This window comes from Streptomyces sp. NPDC031111, assembly GCF_055570675.1.
The window spans coordinates 14,917-30,003 of record NZ_JBVIGS010000030.1 but is presented as its reverse complement, the minus strand read 5'-3'; the positions used below and the strand labels follow the sequence as shown (position 1 = coordinate 30,003).

Genomic DNA, 15,087 nt, shown 5'->3' with positions numbered 1-15,087 from the left:
GCACGAGTGGGTTGGCTGGTTCGGCACTCTGGCAGCCCCGCGCTGAACCGGTAAAGTCTCAATCGCGCCAACGATGCCAAAACGTTGTCCAGAGCTGAGTGAACCGGTTAAGGAGAGTGTGCATGCGTCAGGTCACACCGCTCACCGACGGATGGATCCTGCGACACCCGGACGGCACGGGGGACGCGCTCCCCGCCGCGGTGCCGGGGTGTGTGCACACCGATCTGCTGGCGGCCGGGCTGATCCCCGATCCCTTCCTCGGGCGGAACGAGACCGAGGTGGCGTGGGTGGGCCGGCGGGACTGGACGTACGAGCGGGACCTGGCGCCGGGACCGTCCGGGTACGAGCAGACCGACCTGGTCTTCGACGGCCTCGACACCGTCGCCGAGATCCTGCTCGACGGCCGGTCGCTGGGCCGGGTACGGAACATGCACCGCTCGTACCGTTTCGACGTGACCGGGCTGAGCGGGCGGCTCACGGTGCGGTTCACCTCCGCCTACGCCGAGGCCGAGGCGGTGCGCGGCACGGTGGGCGAGCGGCCGGGAGCGTACGCCGAGCCCTACCAGTACATACGCAAGATGGCCTGCTCGTTCGGCTGGGACTGGGGGCCGACGCTGGTGACGGCCGGGATCTGGCGGCCGGTGCGGCTGGAGCACTGGTCGACGGCCCGCATCGCCCGGGTGCGCCCGCTGGTGACCGTCGAGGACGGCGTGGGGCAGGTCGAGCTGGCGGTCGACGTGGAGCGCTCCCGGGTCGAGGCACCGCTCGCCGTGGAGGCGAGCGTCGGCGGCGTGCGCGCCCGCGCGGAGATCGACGGGACGCACGGGACCGTACGGCTGCGGGTGCCGGACGCGCGGCTGTGGTGGCCCCGGGGCTACGGCGAACAGTCCCTGTACGACGTGGAGTTGACGCTCCTCCAGGGCGAGGACGCGCTGGACTCGTGGCGGCACCGGATCGGGTTCCGCACGGTGGAGCTGGACGCCTCGGCCGACGCGCACGGCACCGGGTTCACCCTGGTCGTCAACGGTGAGCGGCTGTTCGCGCGGGGCGTCAACTGGATCCCGGACGACGTCTTCCCGTCCCGGATCACCCGCGAGCGCTACCGGCGGCGGCTGGAGCAGGCGGCCGGCGCGGGCGTGGACCTGGTCCGCGTCTGGGGCGGCGGGATCTACGAGAGCGAGGACTTCTACGACGCCTGCGACGAGCTGGGGCTGCTGGTCTGGCAGGACTTCCCGTTCGCGTGCGCGGCCTACCCCGAGGAGCAGCCGCTGCGCGGGGAGGTGGAGGCGGAGGCCCGGGAGAACGTCGTACGGCTGATGCCGCATCCCTCGCTGGCGCTGTGGAACGGCAACAACGAGAACCTGTGGGGCTTCCGGGACTGGGACTGGGAGCCGGGGCTCGCCGGGGACTCCTGGGGCGAGGGTTACTACCTGGGGGTACTGCCGCGTGTCGTCGCCGAGTTGGACCCCGTCCGGCCGTACACGGCGGGCAGTCCCTGGTCCGGGTCCTGGCTGCACCACCCGAACGATCCGGCGCACGGCACCCACCACTCCTGGGAGGTCTGGAACCGCACCGACTACGCCGACTACCGGCTCGATGTCCCGCGCTTCGTGGCGGAGTTCGGCTGGCAGGCGCCGCCCGCGTACGCCACGCTGCGGCGGGCGCTGCCCGGGGAGGAACTCGCGCCGGACTCCCCCGGCATGCTGCACCACCAGAAGGCGGACGACGGCAACGGCAAGCTGGAGCGCGGACTGGCCCGGCACTTCGCCGTGCCGGAGGGGGACTTCGACCGCTGGCACTATCTGACGCAGGTCAACCAGGCGCGGGCGATCGCCGCCGGAATCGAGCACTGGCGCTCGCACTGGCCGGTGTGCGCGGGCACGGTGGTGTGGCAGCTCAACGACTGCTGGCCGGTGACGTCGTGGGCCGCGATCGACGGGGACGGACGGGAGAAGCCGCTGTACCACGAGCTGCGGCGGCTGTACGCGGACCGGCTGCTGACCGTGCGGGCGGACGGGGACGGTGGTCCGGTGGTGGCGGCCGTGAACCAGGCCGCCGAGGGCTGGCACGGCACGCTGCGGCTGCGCCGGATGTCCGTGGACGGCACGGTGATCGGGGAGGCGGGCCCGGTACTGGCCGCCGAGGCGCGGACCGTCGCCCTGGTCGAGGTCCCGGCCGAGCTGGTTCCGGCCGGCCCGAAGGAGTACCTGGTCGCCGACGCGGACGGGGTGAGGGCGCTGCACTTCCCGGTGCCGGACCAGGAGGTCCCGTACCCGCGGCCGGAGTTCGAGGTCGCCCTCGCTCCCGGCGGGATCACGGTCACGGCCCGCACCCTCGTACGGGACCTGCTGCTCCAGGCCGACCGGCTGGATCCGGACGCGACCGCCGACCGGGGGCTGGTGACGCTGCTCCCCGGGGAAGAGGTGACCATCGGGGTGCGGGGCTGGAAGACTCCGGACCCGGAGACCGCCCGTTCCGCCCTGTACTGCGTGGAGCCCACTCGATGACGGCAACGCCGACCCCCCGCGTCACCATCAAGGACGTCGCCGCGCGCGCCGGTGTGTCCAAGGGGGCCGTGTCCCTCGCCTTCAACCGGAAACCCGGTCTGTCGGAGGCCACCCGGGACCGGATCTTCCGGGCGGCGCGGGAGCTGGGGTGGTCGCCCAGTTCGACCGCGCGCACACTGGCCGGCTCGCGGGTGGACGTGGTGGGCCTCGCGGTGTGCCGGCCCGCCCGGCTGCTCGGCCTGGAACCCTTTTACATGGAGTTCATCTCCGGCGTGGAGAGCGTGCTGGTCGAGCGGTCCTGCTCACTGCTGCTGCGGCTGGTGCGCAGCCCGGACGAGGAGGTCGGGCTGCTGGAGTCGTGGTGGAGGGGGCGGCAGATCGGCGGGTCGATCCTGGTGGACTTCCGCGCCGACGACCCCCGTCCGGCGGTGGTCGAGCGGCTCGGGCTGCCGGTCGTCGCGGTCGGGCATCCGTCGCTGACGGGCGGGCTGACCTCCGTGTGGACGGACGACGCCACGGCCGTGACGGAGGCGGTGCGGTATCTGGCGGCGCTCGGGCACCGGCGGATCGCCCGGGTGGGCGGTGCGGCGGCGCTCGGGCACACCTCGATCCGGACGACCGCGTTCGACGAGGCGGTCCGCGCGCTGGAGCCGCCCGCGCGGGCGTGGCAGGTGGCGACGGACTTCTCGGGGGACGCGGGGGCGCGGGCGACCCGCTCGCTGCTGGCCGCCGCGCCGGGCGAACGGCCGACGGCGATCGTGTACGACAACGACATCATGGCGGTGGCGGGGTTGTCGGTGGCGGCGGAGATGGGGCTGCGGGTGCCGGACGACGTGTCGCTGCTGGCGTGGGACGACTCGCAGTTGTGCCGGCTGACGCATCCGACGCTGTCCGCGATGAGCCATGACGTGCACGGGTTCGGGGCGGAGGTCGCCCGAACGCTGTTCGGCGTGATCACCGGGGAGGGCGAGGGGTCGCATCCCGTACCGACGCCGGTCCTGACCCCCCGGGGCTCCACGGCCCCACCGTGATCCGCCCCCGCCGCCCCTTCCCGTCCCGTCCCTGGGGGCTGCGCCCCCAGACCCCCCTTTCGGCCCTTCGGGCCTCGTCCTCAAACGCCGGACGGGCTGGTGTGTCAGCCCCTCCGGCGTTTGAGGAGCGGGGGTCCGGGGGCAGCGCCCCCGGGTTCGGGACGGGAAGGGGCGGCGGGGGCGAGGCGAACGTGTGATGTTCGCCGCTCCGGGGACCGGGACTGGGCAGTCACGTTACTCGTAAGTAGCATGGCTCTTAAGCAAGCGCTCAGCATCCCGTACCTGGAGGAGAGCCATCGTGCCTCGTACCGTCAGGGACGTCGTCTTCGTCGACGGCGTCCGCACCCCGTTCGGCAAGGCGGGCCCGAAGGGCATCTACCACGAGACCCGAGCCGACGACCTCGTCGTGAAGGCGATCCGGGAGCTGCTGCGCCGCAACCCCGGTCTCGACCCGAAGAAGATCGACGAGGTCGCCGTCGCCGCGACCACGCAGATCGGTGACCAGGGCCTGACCATCGGCCGCACGGCCGGCATCCTCGCGGGCCTGCCCACCTCGGTCCCGGGCTACTCCATCGACCGCATGTGCGCCGGCGCGCTCACCGCCGTCACCACGGTGGCCGGCTCCGTCGCCTTCGGCGCGTACGACGTCGCCATCGCGGGCGGTGTCGAGCACATGGGCCGCCACCCGATGGGCGAGGGCGTCGACCCCAACCCCCGCTTCGTCTCCGAGAAGCTGGTCGACGAGTCCGCCCTGTTCATGGGTATGACCGCGGAGAACCTGCACGACCGCTACCCGAGCATCACCAAGCAGCGCGCGGACGAGTACGCGGTGCGCTCGCAGGAGAAGGCCGCCAAGGCGTACGCCAACGGCAAGATCCAGGCCGACCTGGTGCCGATCTCGGTGCGCCGCACCAACGAAGAGGCCGGCGAGACCGGCTGGGGCCTGGTCACCGCCGACGAGCCGATGCGTCCGGGCACCACCCTGGAGAACCTGGCGAACCTCAAGACGCCGTTCCGCGTCCACGGCCGGGTCACCGCCGGCAACGCGGCCGGTCTGAACGACGGCGCCACCGCCTCCCTCATCGCCTCCGAGGACTTCGCCCGCGAGAACAACCTCCCGGTGAAGATGCGCCTCGTCTCCTACGCCTTCGCGGGCGTGGAGCCCGAGGTCATGGGCTACGGCCCGATCCCGGCGACGGAGAAGGCCCTCGCCCAGGCGGGGCTGTCCATCTCCGACATCGGACTGTTCGAGATCAACGAGGCCTTCGCCGTCCAGGTCCTCGCCTTCCTGGAGCACTACGGCATCGCCGACGACGACGCCCGCGTCAACCAGTACGGCGGCGCCATCGCCTTCGGCCACCCGCTCGCCTCCTCCGGCGTCCGTCTGATGACGCAGCTGGCCCGCCAGTTCGAGGAGCAGCCGCAGGTCCGTTACGGCCTGACCACCATGTGCGTCGGCTTCGGCATGGGCGCGACGGTCATCTGGGAGAACCCGCACTTCGAGGGGGACAAGTGAGCACCACCGCAGAACTGTTGAAGGGCGCGGCCGAGCTGTTCCCGGACGAGGTCGTCACCACGGCCCACGTACGCCACTTCGAACTCCCCCTCGGTGCCGGGCGCTTCGCGCTCATCACCCTGGACAACGGCCTGGACCACACCAAGCCGACCACCTTCGGCCCCCAGTCGCTGGCGAACCTCAACGCCGCGATCGACCAGGTCGAGAAGGAGGCCGCGGACGGCGAGATCGTCGGCGTCGGCGTCACCGGCAAGCCGTTCATCTTCGCGGTCGGCGCCGACCTCAAGGGCGTCGAGCTGCTGAAGCGGCACGAGGACGCGCTGGCCATCGGCAAGGGCGGCCACGACGTCTTCAAGCGCCTCGCGAAGCTCGCCGTGCCGACGTTCGCGTACTACAACGGCGCCGCCATGGGCGGTGGCGTCGAGGTCGGTCTGCACTGCACCTACCGCACGGTGTCCGCGGCCATCCCCGCGTTCTCCCTCCCCGAGGTCTTCCTCGGCCTGGTCCCCGGCTGGGGCGGCTGCACCCTCCTGCCGAACCTGATCGGCGCCGACAAGGCCGTCTCGGTGATCATCGAGAACAGCCTCAACCAGAACAAGCAGCTCAAGGGCAAGCAGGTCCACGAACTCGGCATCGCGGACGCGATCTTCGAGGGCGCGGACTTCCTGGAGCAGTCGCTGATCTGGACCGCGTCCGTCCTCAAGGGCGAGATCGAGATCGAGCGCCCGGTGATCGACCGCGGCGAGGCCTGGGACCAGGCCGTCGCCAAGGGCCGCTTCATCGCGGACGGCAAGGTGCACGGCGCCGCCCCGGCCGCCTACCGTGCCCTGGACATCATCGCCGCCGCGAAGAACGGCGACCTCCAGCAGGGCTACGACGCCGAGGACAAGGCGCTCGCCGACCTCATCATGGGCGGCGAACTGCGCTCCGGCATCTACGCGTTCAACCTGGTGCAGAAGCGCGGCAAGCGCCCGGCCGGGGCCCCGGACAAGAACCTGGCCCGTCCGGTCACCAAGGTCGGTGTCGTCGGCGCCGGTCTGATGGCCTCCCAGCTCGCGCTGCTGTTCCTGCGCCGCCTGGAGGTGCCGGTCGTGCTGACCGACATCGACCAGGAGCGCATCGACAAGGGTGTGGGCTACGTCCACGCCGAGATCGACAAGCTGCTCGGCAAGGGCCGGATCAACCAGGACAAGGCCAACCGTCTGAAGGCCCTGGTCTCCGGCGTCCTGGACAAGGCCGAGGGCTTCGCGGACGCCGACTTCGTCATCGAAGCGGTCTTCGAGGAGATGGGCGTCAAGCAGCAGGTGTTCGCGGAGGTCGAGGCGGTCGCCCCGGCGCACGCGATCCTCGCCACCAACACCTCCTCCCTCTCGGTGACGGAGATGGCGTCGAAGCTGAAGCACCCCGAGCGGGTCGTCGGCTTCCACTTCTTCAACCCGGTCGCGATCCTCCCGCTGCTGGAGATCGTCCGCGGTGAGAAGACCGACGACGCGGCGCTGGCCACGGCGTTCGGTGTGGCCAAGAAGCTGAAGAAGACCGCGGTGCTGGTGAAGGACGCCCCGGCGTTCGTCGTCAACCGCATCCTGACCCGCTTCATGGGCGAGATCCAGAACGTCATCGACGAGGGCACCCCCGTCGAGGTCGCGGAGAAGGCGGTGGAGCCGCTCGGCCTGCCGATGTCCCCGCTCGTCCTGCTGGAGCTGGTCGGCCCGGCGATCGGCCTGCACGTCTCGGAAACCCTCAACCGGGCCTTCCCGGAGCGCTTCACGGTCTCCCCCAACCTGAAGGCGGTCGTCGAGGCGGGCAAGCGCGGCTTCTACGTCTACGACAGCGGCAAGCCCGAGCTGGACCCGGAGGTCGCCGCGCTCCTCAAGCAGGGCGACACCGTCCTGACGGAGGAGCAGGTACGGGCCCGGGTGCTCGACGCGGTCGCCCAGGAGATCGGCCTGATGCTCGACGAGGGCGTCGTCGCCGAGGCCCAGGACATCGACCTGTGCCTGATCACCGGCGCCGGCTGGCCCTTCCACCTGGGCGGCATCACGCCGTACCTGGACCGTGAGGGCGTCTCCGAGCGGGTGAACGGGAAGCGGTTCCTGGAGCCGGGCGTGGCGTCGGTTCCGGCGTAACGGTCGTACGGGACAGAGGAGGGCCTCCGCGGTGCGCGGAGGCCCTCCTCGTCATACGTCCCGCTGGTCGGCCGCGTCGAGCCGCGCCCTCAGCTCGGCGTTCTCGGCCTCCAGGGCGGCGATGCGCTTACGGGCGAAGTACAGCTCCATGACGGCATCGTGGAACTCGGAGATCAGTTCTTCGGGGGTCAGTTGCACGCTCGTCCTCCCCTACGCCGGCGCGAGCTCGGTGACGTGCCCCGCGCCGCCCTTCCAGAACAGCTTGCCGTCCTGGGCGAAGAGGGAGCCGCCGCCGGCGGAGGCGGGCGCGTTGGTCGGTGCCGCGTCGACGTCCGCGAGCCGCACCGCGCCCTCGGCGAGGATCGCGGACGGGGCGCCGGCCGCCGCGACCACGTGCAGCTGGGACTGGGGCGTGTCACCCCGGCCGATGCCGACACCCGTCCGGCCGGTGCCCTTGACCACGAAGTCGTCCACGCCCGGGTTGTTCCGCAGGACGATCAGGGCGCCGGTGGTCGGGCCGTCGGTCGCGGTGACGAAGATGCCCTGCGCGGCGGTCCCCGAGGTCCTGAGATCGATCGAGAGTCCGGAGGCCCCGGGGTCCGAACCGTCGGCGTACCCCTTGTGGGATATCTTCAGCGTCCCGCGCGAGGTCTCCACACCGGTCAGATACATGGCCGAGGTGGCCGGGTTGTCCGAGGTGACGTTCAGCGCGGCGGTGTCCCCGGACGGGGCCTTGTGGTTGATGGTGACCGTGTGCGCCGTCGTCGACGAGCCGTAGAACTGGGCCGGTGAGGTGTACAGGGTGTACTCGCCGTCGGCCGCGGCCGCCTCCGAGCCGGCGGCGACGGTGACGGCACCCGCGGTGAAGGCACCGAGGAACACTCTTCGTCCCACAGTCATGCGTTCTCCCCGATCGTGGTTGTCATGTGAAGATCTTCCCTGGTGATGATCTCCCACATCCCGAGTCGGGTCACCCCTGCGCGGACGACGGGCGTTCCCCGCGGTGCCCGGCGCCTACCAGTCCCCGGTGAAGGGCCGGTGCTCGCACACGTCGCCGCACGTGTGGCGCGAGGTGCCGAACGAGCGGATGGGGCTGTTCTCCGGAACACCGACGACCGTGAACGTCGTGCTCGCCGGCGCCGACTCCGCCGCGCCGAACAGGGCGATCGCCTGCACCGTGTAGGTGCCGGGGCGCCAGGGGTGACCGTGTCTGAACCCCCATTCGCCCTTCTCGTCGACACCGGTGGCCCCGATGAGCAGGCCGCGTTCCATCAGTACGACCTTGGTGGTGCCGGGCTGGACCTTTCCGGAGAAGCGGGGCCGCGGTCCGCAGAAGGCTCCCTCCGAGGGGATCGAGATCACGGGCGGCAGCACCTCCGTCCGTACGGTGAACCGGCGCTCCAGCACCGGTGAGCAGCCGTCGCCGCGCAGTCCGACGCACTGGACGACGTGCTCGCCCTCCGTCCAGTTGACGGAGCGGCGCCAGCTCCACTGGCCGGCGCCGCCGACCTGGGTGCCGCCGATGTACTGGCCCTGCTCGAAGAAGAGGATGTAGTTCGTGCCGGGCGCCGCGGTGCCGGAGAACTTCGTCATGGGGCCGGCGAGGGCGCCGGTCCCCGGCTTGGACACCGAGGGCGGCTCGCCGACCGGCTGCGCGTAGTGCAGTGCCGCCTCGGGCGACTGGATGGTGAACTCGGTGGAGACGGGCGGCAGGGTCGGTGGCGTCATGAGCGTGGTGACGTCCACGTCCGTCTTGTCGAGGACGCCGAGGTTGCACAGTCCCGACACGACGACGCGGGCCACCTCGAAGGCGCCGGCGTGGTTCAGGTGGGACGAGTCGATCTGACCGTCCGGGTGGAGGTGGTGCTCCCCCGCGTCGACCCAGGAGAAGTACTGGCGCAGCCGGGTGGGGCCGATCTGGGCCCACAGCTCCATCGTGCGGCCGGTCAGGTCGATCACCGGGGCGCCCAGTTCGGCGGCGACCTCCAGCATGGCGCGCGGGTACTCGCCCCGGGTGTTCAGCACCTCGCCCGCGGGTGAGAAGGCGTAGCGCGCGCAGGGGGTCACCAGCACCGGTACGCCCCCCTCCCCGTGGATGTACCGCACGAACAGCCGGAGCAGTTCCTGGTACTCGGGCACGGGCACGTAGCGCATACCGTTGTGGATCATGTGGTCGACGCCGCCGAAGCCGATGAGCACGATGTCGCCGCGCTTCATCCGGTTGAGCATCGCCGGGAAGCGTTCCGTGAAGTACTTCCGGGTGGTCATGGCGCTGCGGGCGTAGTTGGCCACGGCGACCGGCCCCACCAGGAGGTCCTCGATCTTCTGTCCCCAGCCCGCCATCGGGGCCTCTTCGTCCGTCCGCGGGGCGGGTACGGAGTCCCCGAGGACGAAGATGGTTCGGTTCACTGATTTCCCATTCCTAGCGGTCGACCACGTTCATGGCCATGGCTCCCGAAGCGGAGCAGTAGGGCCGGACCCACACCGGACGGACCGGGTGGACCACGGCGTACTCCGATGCCTCGTCCCCGACGAGCGGCACGGAGGGATAGGCGTAGGCGCCCTTGACGTCGGGGAAGTCCTCCAGCAGGTGGCAGACGCGCAGCTTGTACCGGTCGCGCGGGTCCGGCTGGAGCCACCAGTCCCAGTCCTCCCAGCGCTCCAGCCGGTGGTCGACGACCCGGCGCACCGGCACCTCGGCCCGGAACGCCTGGCGGCCCAGCACCTGCACGGGCACCGTGAAGTTCTTGCCGTGCCGGCCGCGGCGGCTGACGACGAAGAGCGCCCCCGGCTCGATGCGCCGGCCCCCGCACAGCACGCCCCGCAGGGTGATGGTCCCGTCGCCGATCTCGACGCCGGTGCACTCGGCGTGCTCCTGGCGCAGCACCGTGCGCAGCATCAGCCGGCCGTTGGGCTGGGCGTAGGGCAGGTTCCAGCCGGTCGGTCCGGTCGGCGGGCGGCCGACGAGGCGTGCGCGCGCGTCGATGAGCGCCCGGGTGTCGCGGAGGCCGGCCTTCATGTGGATGTGCGCCGACTTGGCCGACGCCATCGTCACCTGCCAGCGCCCGTCGCCGAGTTCGTCCAGGGACGCGGGGCTGAGCGCGGCGGTGTAGCGGGTGCCGCCGTTGTCCAGGTGGCTGCGGGAGGTACGCAGCGGCAGGTCGGGGCGCCGGTTGCCGTCGGAGGGCTTGTGGCGCAGTACGTACTGCCAGCGGTGGCGGCCCTCCCCCGGGCCGTCGGTGCTGAAGTGCAGCCAGCCCGCGCCGTCGGTGGTGACGTCCACCGTCGCCGTGCCGAGGGCGGTCGGCGGGACGGTGGCCTGGGCGGTGGCCGCCTTGCGCGGTCCGGCGGGGGCGCGGTAGCCACGGACGGCGGCGGCCCGGCGACGGGCGGCGTCCTCGAACAGCTTCACATAGCGGTCCGCCACGGCGGCCGGGTCGTAGCGGGCCGCGTTGCGCAGCGCGGCCTCGCCCATGGCGCGGCGCAGCGGCTCGTCGGCCATGAGGCGGCGCAGCCCCCAGGCGATCCCCTCCACCTCGCCGTTGGGCACCAGGAACCCGTCCTCCCCGTCGCGGAGGATTTCCCGGGGGCCCACGGGGCAGTCGGTGGAGACCACGGGGAGCCCGCAGCGCATCGCCTCGACCAGGGTCATGCCGAAGGACTCGGCGCTGGAGGTGACGGCCGCTATGGATCCCTTGGCCCACTCGGACTCGATCGGCGAGAAGCCGCCCATGAGCAACGCCCGGCCGTTCAGACCGAGTTCGGTGACCAGGGCCCGCAGCTTGGCCGCCTCGCCACCGTCGCCGTAGATGCGCAACTGCCAGTCGGGGAACTCCTCGGCGAGGCCGGCGAAGGCCCGGATCAGCAGGTCGTAGCGCTTGATGTGGTGCATGCGGCCCGCGCTGACGACGATCTTGCGGGTGCAGTCGGAGGGCTCCACGGCGGGCTGCGGCACGCTGTTGGGGATGCCGACCACGGAGAGACCGGGGATCGGGGTGTTCTCCATGAAGGAGCGCGCGTCGGCCTCGGTGACCGTCGTGATCGCGTCGAGCCGCGGGTAGACCCTGGCCATCTCGGCGCGCACGGCCGGCGGGATGGCGAGGTGCGTCATGTGCTCCTGTGCGACCCGCAGGGCGCCTTCCCTGGTGTGGGCGGCGACGAAGAGGTTGAGGCTGGGCCGGGTGCCGACGACCACGTCGGCGTCGGTCTTCCTGAGGTCGCGGATGATGCGCTCGTCGGTGAACCGGCTGTACTGGGCGTAGAACTCCTCCTGGCGGGGGACCACCTCGCTCGGTTCCGCGCTGCCCGCGGCGCCGCGGTCGGAGGACCCGGGACGCAGGTCGACGAGGGCCCGGACCGCGATGCGCGGGGAGATCTCGAACTTGGTGGTGTTCGCGCGCCGGAAGACGGAGACGATCTCCACGTCGTGGTGGACGGAGAGGGCCTCGGCGAGGTTGATGACGGTTCTGTTGGTGCCGCCGATGCCGTAGATGTTGTTGATCAGGAAGGAGATCTTCACCGGACCTCGCGCTCCTTCCGCTCGAAGGGACTGGGCACCGGGTAGTAGGCGTCGAGGAACGCGCCGAGCATCGCCGTCTGGCGATCGGTGTCGTTGCCGTCGGAGAGGGTGTCGTTGATGCAGAACGCCTGCCGGTCACGACGGGCCAGCAGGATGCCGAGCCGGCGCTGGATCTCGGGCCTGGCGAGGTCGAGGTAGGCGAACTTGATGTCGGACGGCACGGCCCGGCCCGTGAAGTACGCGTAGTAGTGGTAGAGCGACGACGGGATGGAGATGTCGGTGGGGCTGCGGAACCGGCTGTGCGAGGTCTGCCAGTGCGCTTCCCCGTACTCGCGTTCGATCTCCTCCAGCACGCTGCGGCGCAGGGCGTACGGCGCGTGCCGGAGCTTCTGGACGATGACCGTGCCGAAGTTCTCCAGGAGCAGCCGCCGGTTGTTCTTGCCGGCCGCGTCGACCGGCCGGTCCACGGGGCTGGGGGCCCAGCGGGGCACCTGGGACGGCGAGAAGAAGGTCCGGGTCATCCCGTTGGAGAGGAAGAAGTCCTGGGGCAGGACGGGGCGGCCCAGGAACATGTCGTCGTTGAGGTAGAGGAAGTGCTCCGCCAGGCCCTTGATGTGGTGCAGGCGGCTCTCGATGGCGTGCGAGTTGAAGGTGGGCAGCGCGGACTGGTCGGCGAAGATCTCCGAGTGGTCGACGACGGTCAGGCGGGGGTGGCTGTCGTTGAGCCAGGACGGACGCTGCCGGTCGGTCACCACGTAGACATGGCGTACCCAGGGGGCGTTCTGTTCCAGGGCGCGCAGGGAGTAGCGCAGTTCGTCGCGGCTGATGTACCGGGCCGCGTTCGCCGACTCGGTGTGGTAGCCGCCCCCGTAGGCGCTGCGGCGCTGCTGCCACGCGGGATCGTTGCCGTCGACCCAGGTGTAGACGACGTCGATGGGGAAGCGGACGTCCTCGGTCAGGGCGTCGGCGCACGCCTGGACGGTGCGCACCGAGCGGGTGCGCCGGGTGTGCAGCGCGGCGAACCCGGTGAGCCGGCTGACCGGCACGGTGACACGGGCCTCGCGCAGCGACACGTCCTCGGTGACGCGGTTGGGGCGCGGGGCCACGAGGCGTCCGGCGTCGGGGCGCCAGAACTCGATGTCGCAGCTGTGCTCCAGGCCGAGTACGAGGGTGCCGGTGGGGTCGCTCCACACCATGCCGATCTGGAGCACGGCCGCGTGCCGGGCCAGTTGCCGGCCGGCCCGGGAGCCCGCCAGCAACCCCCTGCCCTGGGGGGTCTCCCCGCGGCAGGCCCGCAGATAGACGGGGCTGTGCCGGGCGCAGAGCTCCAGCGCCCTGCCGACCCGCTCGCGGTCGGCGTCGGACACGGCGAGGCAGGAACGGAAGTCGGAGGTGCCGCGGATCGCGAAGTAGTCGATGCCCGCCTCCTCCAGCGCGGTCACGACGAGTTCGAGGTTGGCCTCGCGCAGTCCCAGCGGGGAGACGGTGGGCCGGACGAGGGCGATCCGGTCTCCGGGTCCGGCCAGCGCGGCGAGCCGCTCGCCCTCGCCGAACAGGTGCGGCCAGCGGCGGCGGGCCCGGACGCCGCGGAACAGCCGGGACGCGAGGGAGAGCACGTGCAGCCGGCGGAGCAGGTGCTTGAGCACCATGCGGAGCCGTGGGGGGACGCGGTGTGCGATACGGCGTCTGAGGCCGGCGGGGACCAGGCTGCGGTAGGCCCCGACCGCGGCGGATGCCTCGGGGTTGCCTGTGCTCACGAGTGGGTGTCCGGATCTGTGGAGGTCCCCGGGCTGTCGTGCTCGAAGACGCTGGGGACGGGGAAGTACTGGTGCAGGAAGCGGACGACGGCCCTGGTTCCGCCGCCGGTGTGCGCCTCCTCGGTGCCCACGCCGAAGAACTGGAGCTGCTGGAGGTCACGGCGGACGAGCAGCCGCTCGAGGCGGGTGCCGATGCCGGGCAGTGCCGCGTGCAGCGCCATCGACGCCTCACCCGACGGGTCGGCGTGGCCGGCGACGTAGCCGAAGTGGTGGACCAGGCCGTCCATGGGGTGGGTTCCGGGTACGGCGGGCAGGGTCTGTCCGTCGCCCAGGGGCAGGGGATGGGCCCCCGCTTCCCTGAGCCGGGTGAGGGTGTCGGCCCGGTAGGGCTGGGGGCCCGCGGCGTAGCCGTGTCCGGTGAGCCGGCCGGTGACGGTGTAGGAGGCACGGACCCACTCGGCGAAGGACTCCGACGCGTTCCAGACGCCGCGCCGGGGGCGGGTGCCGCCGTTGGGTGTGAAGTAGTCGAACGGGCGTACCGGCCGGCCGATCAGTGCGCCGGGGCGCAGCAGGAGGAAGTGTTCGGCCACGTCGGGGAGCTGGTCGAGCTGCCACTCCGCGCGGGGCCGGGCGCGGACGACGCTGAGCCGTTCGTCCGCCTTCAGCCAGGCCGGCGGCTCGGCCTCGGCGACGACGTGCACGACGTCGGTCCACGGCGCGTACTGGTGCAGGGAGCGCAGGGCGGCGCGCAGCAGCTCCTCGCCCCACGGCGTGGGGTGCTGCCACAGGAGCACCGCGTCCACGGGGAAGGTGATCTCCTCCAGCCGGACGACGTCGAAGTCCTCCAGCGAGATCGTCGGCTCCAGGTCGCCGTCGATGTCGCAGTAGCCGGACAGCCGGTCCAGGCCGATCTCGATGCCCGGCGCGTCGGCGGGCACGGCGCGCTGGACCCGGTTGGGGCGGGGGCCGATGAGCCGTTCGTGGGGCAGGTCGGTGTTGGTGGTCCAGAACTCGATCTCGATGCCCTGGTCCTCGCCGAGCCACAGCTGCTCCGTGGGATCGGTGCGCAGCCAGGTCAGGCGGATGACCCTGGCCTTGCCGTAGTGCTTCCACGCCTTGATGTGGCTGCCCGGGGTCTCGGCGGTGTCGCCCGCGGCCGGGGAGACGGAGACGACGTAGCCGGTGTGTTCCTCCAGCAACGCGCGCAGCACCCGGCGCACCGTGCCCTTGTCCCGCTGTTCCACGGCGATGCAGAGCCGGCGGTCGTCCAGGGCGGGCACGGCGAACCACGGGACCTCGGCCGCGTCGAGCGCCTGGGTGACCAGGTCGTGGTCGAGCCGGCGGGCGAGGTCGACGGTGAGTCCGGTGTGGACGTGGGCGACTCTGCCGTCGGGCGCCTGCGTACGGCGCTCGGACCCGCCGAGCCCCGCTCGGCGGACACGGCGCAGGGCCCTGCGGTGCAGTCGGGCCTCGCGGCGGCTCAGGGTGCGCGCGAGGCCGCCCTTGACCTTGCGCCGCACGCCCGCGGGGAGCGTGGTCGCGGCGGCCGAGCGCACCGGCTGGGGGACAAACCTCTTGTAGACGTGGGCCGCGGAGCTCATCGACGTCGGATTGGGCACGTCATGAACTCC

The 15,087-nt window shown here is 71.7% G+C and carries 10 protein-coding genes; 4 read left to right on the top strand and 6 right to left on the bottom strand.

Annotated elements, in window-relative coordinates; all coding sequences use genetic code 11:
- Nucleotides 1-122: 122 nt before the first annotated feature.
- The 4 genes from ACZ470_RS37280 to ACZ470_RS37265 all read left to right on the top strand — a co-directional run bounded on the left by ACZ470_RS37280 (nt 123) and on the right by ACZ470_RS37265 (nt 7,180).
- Nucleotides 123-2,507 carry a glycoside hydrolase family 2 protein gene (locus ACZ470_RS37280; RefSeq protein WP_468434399.1) on the top strand — a complete coding sequence of 795 codons (2,385 nt, stop codon included), beginning with the start codon at nt 123-125 and terminating at the stop codon, nt 2,505-2,507.
- Nucleotides 2,504-3,538 (top strand): LacI family DNA-binding transcriptional regulator, encoded by a 1,035-nt coding sequence (locus tag ACZ470_RS37275; protein ID WP_468434398.1) that lies wholly within the window; start codon nt 2,504-2,506, stop codon nt 3,536-3,538. The genes ACZ470_RS37280 and ACZ470_RS37275 overlap by 4 nt, the downstream gene beginning before the upstream one ends.
- A gap of 298 nt (nt 3,539-3,836) precedes the next feature.
- The gene (locus ACZ470_RS37270) at nt 3,837-5,054 is read left to right on the top strand and encodes a thiolase family protein (protein WP_468434397.1); all 1,218 of its coding nucleotides are present in this window, start codon (nt 3,837-3,839) and stop codon (nt 5,052-5,054) included.
- On the top strand, nt 5,051-7,180 hold the full coding sequence (locus ACZ470_RS37265; RefSeq protein WP_468434396.1) for a 3-hydroxyacyl-CoA dehydrogenase NAD-binding domain-containing protein: 2,130 nt from the start codon (nt 5,051-5,053) through the stop codon (nt 7,178-7,180). Before ACZ470_RS37270 ends, ACZ470_RS37265 begins: the two co-directional genes overlap by 4 nt.
- Before the next feature lie 51 nt (nt 7,181-7,231).
- Here ACZ470_RS37265 and ACZ470_RS37260 read toward each other — a convergent pair whose 3' ends face one another.
- The 6 genes from ACZ470_RS37260 to ACZ470_RS37235 form a co-directional block, all read right to left on the bottom strand.
- Complete coding sequence (locus ACZ470_RS37260) at nt 7,232-7,378, bottom strand: hypothetical protein (RefSeq protein ID WP_468434395.1); 147 nt, start codon at nt 7,376-7,378, stop codon at nt 7,232-7,234.
- 12 nt (nt 7,379-7,390) lie between these two features.
- On the bottom strand, nt 7,391-8,080 hold the full coding sequence (locus ACZ470_RS37255; protein ID WP_468434394.1) for a hyaluronoglucosaminidase: 690 nt from the start codon (nt 8,078-8,080) through the stop codon (nt 7,391-7,393).
- 114 nt (nt 8,081-8,194) lie between these two features.
- On the bottom strand, nt 8,195-9,589 hold the full coding sequence (locus ACZ470_RS37250) for a GDSL-type esterase/lipase family protein (protein WP_468434393.1): 1,395 nt from the start codon (nt 9,587-9,589) through the stop codon (nt 8,195-8,197).
- A 13-nt stretch (nt 9,590-9,602) separates the two neighbouring features.
- On the bottom strand, nt 9,603-11,699 hold the full coding sequence (locus ACZ470_RS37245) for a glycosyltransferase family 4 protein (RefSeq protein WP_468434392.1): 2,097 nt from the start codon (nt 11,697-11,699) through the stop codon (nt 9,603-9,605).
- Entirely contained in the window at nt 11,696-13,456 is a 1,761-nt protein-coding gene (locus tag ACZ470_RS37240) for a stealth family protein (protein ID WP_468434391.1), read from the bottom strand. The genes ACZ470_RS37245 and ACZ470_RS37240 overlap by 4 nt, the downstream gene beginning before the upstream one ends.
- Complete coding sequence (locus tag ACZ470_RS37235) at nt 13,453-15,075, bottom strand: sugar phosphotransferase (RefSeq protein WP_468434390.1); 1,623 nt, start codon at nt 15,073-15,075, stop codon at nt 13,453-13,455. The genes ACZ470_RS37240 and ACZ470_RS37235 overlap by 4 nt, the downstream gene beginning before the upstream one ends.
- Between the last annotated feature and the right edge of the window lie 12 nt (nt 15,076-15,087).

Bases quoted from the DNA above. Each gene is read 5' to 3' on its own strand.
- ACZ470_RS37255 (WP_468434394.1), bottom strand. From the start codon at position 8,080: ATGACTGTGGGACGAAGAGTGTTCCTCGGTGCCTTCACCGCGGGTGCC.
- ACZ470_RS37280 (WP_468434399.1), top strand. From the start codon at position 123: ATGCGTCAGGTCACACCGCTCACCGACGGATGGATCCTGCGACACCCG.
- ACZ470_RS37275 (WP_468434398.1), top strand. From the start codon at position 2,504: ATGACGGCAACGCCGACCCCCCGCGTCACCATCAAGGACGTCGCCGCG.